This window comes from Bacillus sp. FSL K6-2865 (assembly GCF_040311405.1).
Classification (GTDB): domain Bacteria; phylum Bacillota; class Bacilli; order Bacillales; family Bacillaceae; genus Bacillus; species Bacillus velezensis.
Genome location: NZ_CP152036.1, coordinates 1 through 10,000 on the forward strand (window position 1 = coordinate 1; position 10,000 = coordinate 10,000).

Sequence of the window (10,000 nt, forward strand, 5' to 3'; positions counted from 1 at the left end):
ATGGAGAATATATTGGATCTTTGGAATCAAGCTCTAGCTCAAATTGAGAAAAAGCTAAGCAAACCGAGTTTCGAAACTTGGATGAAGTCGACGAAAGCCCATTCGCTGCAAGGGGATACCTTAACCATCACCGCTCCCAATGAATTTGCCAGAGACTGGCTGGAGTCCAGGTACTTACATCTCATTGCAGATACCATATACGAATTAACCGGGGAAGAATTGAGCGTCAAATTTGTCATTCCTCAAAATCAGGACGAAGAAAACTTTTTACCGAAACCGCAAGTGAAAAAAGCGGCAAAAGAGGAACCGTCTGATTTTCCCCAAAGCATGCTCAACCCGAAATATACATTCGACACATTCGTCATCGGATCGGGAAACCGATTCGCCCATGCAGCATCACTGGCTGTGGCGGAAGCACCCGCTAAAGCGTACAACCCTTTATTTATATACGGGGGAGTCGGCTTAGGAAAAACCCACTTAATGCACGCGATCGGCCATTATGTCATTGATCATAATCCTTCAGCCAAAGTGGTGTACCTGTCTTCTGAAAAATTCACAAATGAATTCATCAACTCAATCCGCGATAATAAAGCCGTTGATTTCCGCAACCGCTATCGGAACGTTGATGTACTTTTGATAGATGATATTCAATTTTTAGCCGGAAAAGAACAAACACAGGAAGAGTTTTTCCATACATTCAACACGCTTCATGAAGAAAGCAAACAAATCGTGATTTCCAGCGACAGACCGCCGAAAGAGATCCCGACCCTTGAAGACCGCCTTCGTTCGCGGTTCGAATGGGGATTGATTACGGATATCACACCGCCGGATCTGGAAACGCGGATTGCCATCCTGAGAAAGAAAGCGAAGGCGGAAGGCCTTGATATTCCGAACGAGGTCATGCTTTACATCGCGAATCAGATTGACAGCAACATCCGCGAACTGGAAGGGGCATTAATCCGGGTTGTCGCCTATTCATCCTTAATCAATAAAGACATTAACGCAGACCTGGCTGCAGAAGCATTGAAAGATATCATTCCGTCTTCTAAGCCGAAGGTCATTACGATAAAAGAGATTCAGCGGATTGTCGGACAGCAGTTCAACATTAAGCTTGAAGATTTCAAAGCGAAAAAGCGCACGAAATCCGTGGCGTTCCCAAGACAAATTGCGATGTATCTTTCAAGAGAAATGACGGATTCTTCTTTGCCTAAAATCGGGGAAGAATTTGGCGGCAGAGACCATACAACCGTCATTCACGCCCATGAAAAGATTTCAAAACTGCTGATTGATGACGAGCAGCTTCAGCAGCAGGTGAAAGAAATAAAAGAACTGCTTAAATAATAGTGCCCTCGGATGAATCGGGGAAAGTGTGAATAACTTTTTCATAGCCATACACAGTCTGTCCACATGTGGATAGGCTGTGTTTCCTGTCTTTTTCACAACTTATCCACAAATCCACAGGCCCTACTATTACTACTGCTATTTTTAAAATATATTAATTATATTATCCGTTAGGAGGATAAACATGAAATTTACAATTCAAAAAGATCGTTTAGTCGAAAGTGTACAAGACGTTCTAAAAGCCGTTTCATCCAGAACCACAATTCCCATTCTCACCGGTATTAAGATCGTCGCCTCAGATGAAGGAGTATCTTTCACAGGAAGTGACTCTGATATTTCAATCGAGTCATTCATTCCGAAAGAAGATGATGATAAAGAAATCGTGACGATCGATCAGCCGGGAAGTATCGTGCTGCAAGCCCGTTTCTTCAGCGAAATCGTTAAAAAACTTCCGATGGCGACTGTTGAAATCGAAGTTCAAAATCAATATTTAACGATTATCCGTTCCGGAAAAGCCGAATTTAATTTAAACGGCCTTGATGCAGATGAATATCCGCATCTGCCGCAAATCGAAGAGCATCACGCCATTCAGATTCCGACGGATCTTTTGAAAAACCTGATTCGCCAAACCGTGTTCGCTGTGTCCGCCTCAGAAACACGCCCTATCTTGACAGGTGTAAACTGGAAAGTCGAAAACGGTGAATTATTATGCACTGCCACGGATAGCCACCGACTCGCTTTAAGAAAGGCGAAGCTTGATATTCCGGAAGACAGCTCTTATAACGTGGTCATTCCTGGGAAAAGCTTAACCGAGCTGAGCAAAATTCTTGATGACAACCAAGAACTGGTTGATATCGTCATTACAGAAACCCAAGTTCTGTTCAAAGCGAAAAACGTATTGTTCTTCTCAAGATTGCTTGACGGAAACTATCCGGACACGACCAGCTTAATTCCGCAGGAAAGCAAAACGGAAATCGTCGTGAACACGAAGGAATTTTTACAGGCGATAGACCGTGCTTCTTTATTGGCGAGAGAAGGCCGCAACAACGTTGTAAAGCTTTCTGCCAAACCGGCGGATTCGCTGGAGATTTCATCAAATTCTCCGGAAATCGGGAAAGTGGTCGAAGCTGTGCTGGCTGACCAGATTGACGGCGAGGAATTAAATATTTCATTCAGTCCAAAATATATGATGGACGCACTGAAAGTACTTGAAGGAGCGGACATCCGTATCAGTTTTACGGGAGCGATGAGACCGTTTCTTATCCGTACGCCGAATGATGAAACCATCGTTCAGCTCATCCTTCCGGTCAGAACGTATTAATCAAACAGAATGTGCTGCCGGCTTAGTTCGGCAGCTTTTCTATTCATCAGCCGCTCCCTCAAGTTTTCCCTTTCCTTATTTCAGGATTTTTTAGTACAATTAGATATTAGTGATATTTGAAAGAGGTCGATAATATGGCAAATCCGATTTCGATTGATACAGAAATGATTACGCTTGGCCAGTTTTTAAAATTAGCCGATGTGATTCAGTCCGGCGGCATGGCGAAGTGGTTTCTGAGCGAGCATGAGGTGACTGTCAACAATGAACCTGACAATCGCCGCGGCAGAAAGCTTTACGTTGGAGACGTGGTCGCGATTGAAGGATTTGGTTCATTTCAAGTCGTCAATTAAAGCGGGTGACAGCGGTTGTATATCCAAAATTTAGAATTAACATCCTACCGTAATTATGAGCGCGCTGAGCTTCAATTCGAAAACAAGGTGAATGTGATCATCGGGGAAAATGCCCAAGGCAAAACCAATCTGATGGAAGCCATCTATGTCCTTTCGATGGCAAAATCACACCGCACCTCAAATGACAAAGAACTTATACGGTGGGACGAAGACTATGCTAAAATAGAAGGAAGAGTGATGAAGCGAAACGGGGACATCCCGATGCAGCTTGTCATCTCCAAAAAAGGTAAAAAGGGCAAGGTCAATCATATAGAGCAGCAAAAACTCAGTCAGTATGTCGGAGCGCTGAACACCATTATGTTTGCCCCTGAGGATTTAAATCTCGTCAAAGGAAGCCCCCAGGTGAGGAGGAGATTTCTCGATATGGAGATCGGGCAGGTTTCTGCCGTTTATCTGTATGATTTATCTCTTTATCAAAAAATCCTTTCACAGCGGAATCATTTTCTGAAACAGCTGCAAAGCCGGAAACAGACTGACCGGACCATGCTTGACGTTCTCACTGATCAGCTGATTGAAGCAGCCGCAAAAGTTGTCGCCAAACGTCTGCAGTTTACGGCGCAGCTTGAAAAATGGGCGCAGCCGATCCATTCCGGCATTTCCCGGGGACTTGAAGAACTGACGCTTAAGTACCACACGGCGCTTGATGTATCAGATCCCAAAGATTTGTCGAAAATAGGTAACAGCTACCAGGAGTCTTTTTCGAAATTAAAAGAAAAAGAAATAGAACGAGGCGTCACATTATTCGGACCGCATCGGGATGATGTCCTTTTTTATGTGAACGGACGCGATGTGCAGACGTACGGTTCGCAGGGACAGCAGCGTACGACGGCTTTGTCTTTGAAGCTGGCCGAAATAGATTTGATTCATGAAGAAATCGGAGAATACCCCATTTTACTTTTGGATGATGTACTAAGCGAGCTGGATGATTACCGACAGTCCCATTTGCTTCATACGATCCAAGGCCGTGTGCAGACATTTGTCACCACGACAAGCGTGGATGGCATTGACCACGATACCTTACATCAAGCAGGAATGTTCCGTGTGGAAAACGGTACGTTAGTGAAGTGAAGAAATGAGGTGAGCGATTGTATATTCATTTAGGTGACGACTTTGTCGTTTCAACACGCGATATCGTCGGCATTTTTGACTGCAAGGTCAATGTATCGCCGATCGTTGAAGAATTTCTGGACAGACAGAAAGAAAAAGTAGTGCCGTCCGTAAACGGCACGCCAAAGTCTATCGTAGTCACGACTGAGAATATATATTACTCTCCCTTATCTTCCGGCACACTGAAGAAACGTGCGCAATTTATGTTAGAAATAGATTCTTAGCGGATCTTTACAATGAATATATCGTTTAAGAAAAGTGTAGGTGAATGTGCATGGCTATGGAACAGCAGCAAAATAGTTATGATGAGAATCAGATACAGGTATTAGAAGGTTTGGAAGCTGTTCGAAAGAGACCGGGGATGTACATCGGATCAACTAACAGCAAAGGCCTTCACCACTTGGTGTGGGAAATCGTCGACAACAGTATTGACGAAGCCCTGGCCGGTTATTGTACAGATATTAACATCGAGATTGAAAAAGATAACAGCATTACCGTTAAGGACAACGGGCGCGGAATTCCGGTCGGTATCCAGGAGAAGATGGGCCGCCCTGCGGTTGAAGTCATCATGACCGTTCTCCACGCCGGCGGTAAATTTGACGGAAGCGGATATAAAGTATCCGGCGGTCTTCACGGTGTAGGGGCGTCTGTCGTAAACGCCTTGTCGACTACTCTTGACGTTACGGTTCATCGTGACGGAAAAATCCACTATCAGGCGTACGAGCGCGGTGTACCTGTGGCCGATCTTGAAGTGATCGGTGATACTGATAAGACCGGAACGATTACGCACTTCGTTCCGGATCCGGAAATCTTCAAAGAAACAACCGTATACGACTATGATCTGCTTTCAAACCGTGTCCGGGAATTGGCCTTCCTGACAAAAGGCGTAAACATCACGATTGAAGACAAACGTGAAGGACAAGAACGGAAAAACGAGTACCACTACGAAGGCGGAATCAAAAGCTATGTTGAGTACTTAAACCGTTCCAAAGAAGTCGTTCATGAAGAGCCGATTTATATCGAAGGCGAGAAAGACGGCATAACGGTTGAAGTTGCATTGCAATACAACGACAGCTATACAAGCAATATTTATTCTTTCACGAATAATATCAACACATACGAAGGCGGCACGCACGAGGCCGGATTTAAAACCGGTCTGACCCGTGTCATAAACGACTATGCAAGAAGAAAAGGGATTTTCAAAGAAAATGATCCGAATTTAAGCGGGGATGATGTGAGAGAAGGGCTGACTGCCATTATTTCAATTAAGCACCCTGATCCGCAATTCGAAGGGCAGACGAAAACGAAGCTCGGCAACTCCGAAGCGAGAACGATCACTGATACGCTGTTTTCTTCTGCGCTGGAAACATTCCTTCTTGAAAATCCGGACTCAGCCCGCAAAATCGTTGAAAAAGGTTTAATGGCCGCAAGAGCGCGGATGGCAGCGAAAAAAGCACGGGAATTGACCCGGCGCAAAAGTGCGCTTGAGATTTCCAATCTGCCGGGCAAACTGGCGGACTGTTCTTCTAAAGATCCGAGCATTTCCGAGCTGTATATCGTAGAGGGTGACTCTGCGGGCGGATCAGCGAAACAGGGACGTGACCGTCATTTCCAAGCTATTCTGCCGCTGCGCGGTAAGATTCTGAACGTTGAGAAAGCCAGACTTGATAAGATCCTCTCAAACAATGAGGTCAGATCAATGATCACGGCTCTCGGAACAGGAATCGGAGAAGATTTTAATCTTGAAAAAGCGCGTTATCATAAAGTGGTCATCATGACGGATGCCGATGTTGACGGCGCCCACATCAGAACGCTTTTATTAACGTTCTTCTACAGATACATGCGGGAAATCATCGAAAACGGCTATGTCTACATTGCCCAGCCGCCGCTTTATAAAGTGCAGCAGGGAAAACGGGTGGAATACGCTTATAACGATAAGCAGCTTGATGAGCTGTTAAAAGAGCTTCCGCAATCACCTAAGCCCGGCCTCCAGCGTTATAAAGGTCTTGGAGAAATGAACGCGACTCAGCTTTGGGAAACGACAATGGACCCTGCGACCAGAACGCTTCTGCAAGTCAATCTTGAAGATGCAATGGACGCTGACGAGACTTTTGAAATGCTGATGGGTGACAAAGTAGAACCGCGGAGAAACTTCATAGAAGCAAACGCCAGATACGTGAAAAATCTTGATATTTAACCAAGAAAGCCTTATTTTCGTTAAGAAATAAGGCTTTTTTCTCAAAGCGGCTTCTAAAGCCCCTGAAAACCCGCAAAACCCGTATATTCTACTAAATTAATGTGTATAAACACAAGTTTATTGATATAATGGAGAATAGTGAAATCGTATTGAAGATCATAATGGACAATCTACTCCCACATTATTTCATGTGATACTTCAGGGAGGTTTTTTTAATGAGTGAACAAAACACACCACAAGTACGTGAAGTCAATATCAGTCAGGAAATGCGGACATCCTTCCTGGACTATGCAATGAGCGTTATCGTATCCCGGGCGCTTCCGGATGTGCGTGACGGTCTGAAGCCGGTTCACAGACGGATTTTGTACGCGATGAATGATTTAGGCATGACCAGTGACAAACCATATAAAAAATCTGCCCGTATCGTCGGTGAAGTTATCGGTAAGTACCACCCGCACGGTGACTCAGCGGTTTACGAATCAATGGTCAGAATGGCGCAGGATTTTAACTACCGCTACATGCTTGTTGACGGACACGGCAACTTCGGTTCGGTTGACGGCGACTCAGCGGCCGCGATGCGTTACACAGAAGCGAGAATGTCAAAAATCGCAATGGAAATCCTCCGGGACATTACGAAAGATACGATTGATTATCAAGATAACTATGACGGCGCAGAAAGAGAACCTGTCGTCATGCCTTCGAGATTTCCGAATCTGCTCGTCAACGGAGCTGCCGGTATTGCGGTCGGAATGGCGACAAATATTCCTCCGCATCAGCTTGGGGAAGTCATTGAAGGCGTGCTTGCCGTAAGTGAGAATCCTGAGATTACAAACCAGGAGCTGATGGAATACATCCCGGGCCCGGATTTTCCGACTGCAGGTCAGATTTTAGGCCGGAGCGGCATCCGCAAGGCATATGAATCCGGACGGGGATCCATTACGATCCGGGCTAAGGCTGAAATCGAAGAGACATCATCGGGAAAAGAAAGAATTATTGTCACGGAACTTCCTTATCAGGTGAACAAAGCGAGATTAATTGAAAAAATCGCAGATCTTGTCCGAGACAAAAAAATCGAAGGAATTACGGATCTGCGTGACGAATCCGACCGTAACGGAATGAGAATCGTCATTGAGATCCGCCGTGACGCCAATGCTCACGTCATTTTGAATAACCTGTACAAACAAACGGCCCTGCAGACGTCTTTCGGAATCAACCTGCTGGCGCTCGTTGACGGACAGCCGAAGGTACTAAGCCTGAAACAATGTCTGGAGCATTATCTTGATCACCAAAAGGTTGTGATCCGGCGCAGAACGGCTTACGAACTCCGCAAAGCGGAAGCGAGAGCTCACATTCTGGAAGGTTTAAGAATTGCTCTCGATCATTTAGATGCCGTTATTTCTCTTATCCGCAATTCCCAGACGGCTGAAATTGCGAGAACAGGTTTGATCGAACAATTCTCACTGACTGAAAAACAAGCGCAAGCCATTCTGGATATGCGCCTTCAGCGATTAACCGGTCTGGAGCGCGAAAAGATTGAAGAGGAATATCAATCACTTGTTGCGCTTATCACCGAGCTGAAAGATATTTTAGCCAATGAAGCAAGAGTTCTTGAGATCATTCGTGAAGAGCTCAATGAAATCAAAGAGCGTTTCAATGATGAGAGACGCACTGAAATCGTGACGTCCGGTCTTGAAACAATTGAAGATGAAGATCTTATCGAGAGAGAAAATATCGTCATCACACTGACCCATAACGGCTATGTTAAACGTCTCCCGGCGTCCACATACCGCAGCCAAAAACGGGGCGGAAAAGGCGTACAGGGAATGGGAACGAATGAAGATGACTTTGTGGAACACTTAATTTCCACATCAACGCACGATACGATCCTGTTCTTCTCTAATAAAGGGAAGGTATACCGTTCTAAAGGATATGAAATCCCTGAATACGGCCGTACGGCAAAAGGCATTCCGATTATTAACCTTCTGGAGGTTGAAAAAGGCGAATGGATTAATGCCATTATTCCGGTCAGCACGTTTGATGAGGAGCAATACCTCTTCTTTACGACCAAACAAGGGGTGTCGAAACGTACGGCACTGTCCCAGTTTGCGAATATACGGAATAACGGGCTGATCGCCCTAGGTCTCCGGGAAGACGATGAACTGATGGCCGTCCGCCTGACTGACGGCAAGAAACAAATCATCATCGGAACGAAGAACGGTTTGCTGATCCGTTTCCCTGAAGCAGATGTAAGACAAATGGGACGCACAGCTGCGGGTGTTAAAGGCATCACGCTGACAGACGATGATGTCGTGGTAGGCATGGAGATTCTTGAAGAAGACTCCCATGTCCTCATAGTGACAGAAAACGGCTACGGCAAACGCACACCGGCTTCAGAATACAGAGTTCAAAGCCGGGGCGGAAAAGGCCTTAAAACATGTAAAATCACTGACAGCAACGGTCCGTTAGTAACCGTGAAAGCAACAAAAGGCGAAGAGGACTTAATGATTATTACGGCAAGCGGCGTGTTAATCAGAATGGATATTAATGATATTTCCACTACGGGACGCGTAACACAAGGCGTCCGTCTGATCCGCATGTCTGATCAAGAGCATGTAGCCACTGTGGCGCTTGTGGAAAAGAATGAAGAAGAGCCGGAAGAAACGGAAGAAGTATAAACGAAAAAGCGCAGCTGCAACAGGCTGCGCTTTTACTATATAAAGAAGTGAAAAAAAGCTTTGACACATAGCGATGATACTGATATAATTCTTTTTGTTGTCTTTTTAATAGAAAGGCAAGCCTAGTGAAAATATTTTTTAAAAAAGTATTGACCTAGCAAACTGAAAATGTTATGATTAAGAGGTCGCTTCGAGAGAAGCAACAAAGTTCTTTGAAAACTAAACAAGACAAAACGTACCTGTTAATTCAAAGTTTTAAATAAATCGCACAGCGATGTGCGTAGTCAGTCAAACTACTTTATCGGAGAGTTTGATCCTGGCTCAGGACGAACGCTGGCGGCGTGCCTAATACATGCAAGTCGAGCGGACAGATGGGAGCTTGCTCCCTGATGTTAGCGGCGGACGGGTGAGTAACACGTGGGTAACCTGCCTGTAAGACTGGGATAACTCCGGGAAACCGGGGCTAATACCGGATGGTTGTTTGAACCGCATGGTTCAGACATAAAAGGTGGCTTCGGCTACCACTTACAGATGGACCCGCGGCGCATTAGCTAGTTGGTGAGGTAACGGCTCACCAAGGCGACGATGCGTAGCCGACCTGAGAGGGTGATCGGCCACACTGGGACTGAGACACGGCCCAGACTCCTACGGGAGGCAGCAGTAGGGAATCTTCCGCAATGGACGAAAGTCTGACGGAGCAACGCCGCGTGAGTGATGAAGGTTTTCGGATCGTAAAGCTCTGTTGTTAGGGAAGAACAAGTGCCGTTCAAATAGGGCGGCACCTTGACGGTACCTAACCAGAAAGCCACGGCTAACTACGTGCCAGCAGCCGCGGTAATACGTAGGTGGCAAGCGTTGTCCGGAATTATTGGGCGTAAAGGGCTCGCAGGCGGTTTCTTAAGTCTGATGTGAAAGCCCCCGGCTCAACCGGGGAGGGTCATTGGAAACT

General features: G+C 45.7%; 7 protein-coding genes and 1 rRNA gene (1 of these 8 cut by a window edge). All 8 read left to right on the plus strand.

Annotated features, from left to right (window positions below; genetic code table 11):
• Nucleotides 1-1,341 (plus strand): chromosomal replication initiator protein DnaA, encoded by a 1,341-nt coding sequence (dnaA, locus tag NYE42_RS00005; RefSeq protein ID WP_007409908.1) that lies wholly within the window; start codon nucleotides 1-3, stop codon nucleotides 1,339-1,341.
• A gap of 184 nt (nucleotides 1,342-1,525) precedes the next feature.
• Nucleotides 1,526-2,662: a DNA polymerase III subunit beta gene (gene dnaN, locus NYE42_RS00010; protein WP_007409909.1), complete on the plus strand. Its 1,137-nt coding sequence runs from the start codon at nucleotides 1,526-1,528 to the stop codon at nucleotides 2,660-2,662.
• A gap of 134 nt (nucleotides 2,663-2,796) precedes the next feature.
• A complete protein-coding gene (gene rlbA / locus NYE42_RS00015; protein ID WP_004392910.1) occupies nucleotides 2,797-3,012 on the plus strand; it encodes a ribosome maturation protein RlbA in 216 nt (71 codons plus the stop codon).
• Nucleotides 3,013-3,027: 15 nt separating this feature from the next.
• Nucleotides 3,028-4,140, plus strand: coding sequence for a DNA replication/repair protein RecF (recF, locus tag NYE42_RS00020; protein ID WP_007409910.1), 1,113 nt, complete (start codon nucleotides 3,028-3,030; stop codon nucleotides 4,138-4,140).
• A 17-nt stretch (nucleotides 4,141-4,157) separates the two neighbouring features.
• Nucleotides 4,158-4,403 (plus strand): extracellular matrix regulator RemB, encoded by a 246-nt coding sequence (remB, locus tag NYE42_RS00025; protein WP_004392908.1) that lies wholly within the window; start codon nucleotides 4,158-4,160, stop codon nucleotides 4,401-4,403.
• 56 nt (nucleotides 4,404-4,459) lie between these two features.
• On the plus strand, nucleotides 4,460-6,376 hold the full coding sequence (gene gyrB / locus NYE42_RS00030) for a DNA topoisomerase (ATP-hydrolyzing) subunit B (protein ID WP_014720600.1): 1,917 nt from the start codon (nucleotides 4,460-4,462) through the stop codon (nucleotides 6,374-6,376).
• 215 nt (nucleotides 6,377-6,591) lie between these two features.
• Nucleotides 6,592-9,051: a DNA gyrase subunit A gene (gene gyrA / locus NYE42_RS00035; protein ID WP_352426685.1), complete on the plus strand. Its 2,460-nt coding sequence runs from the start codon at nucleotides 6,592-6,594 to the stop codon at nucleotides 9,049-9,051.
• A gap of 298 nt (nucleotides 9,052-9,349) precedes the next feature.
• Nucleotides 9,350-10,000 (plus strand): 16S ribosomal RNA (locus NYE42_RS00040); it runs 899 nt beyond the window's last position.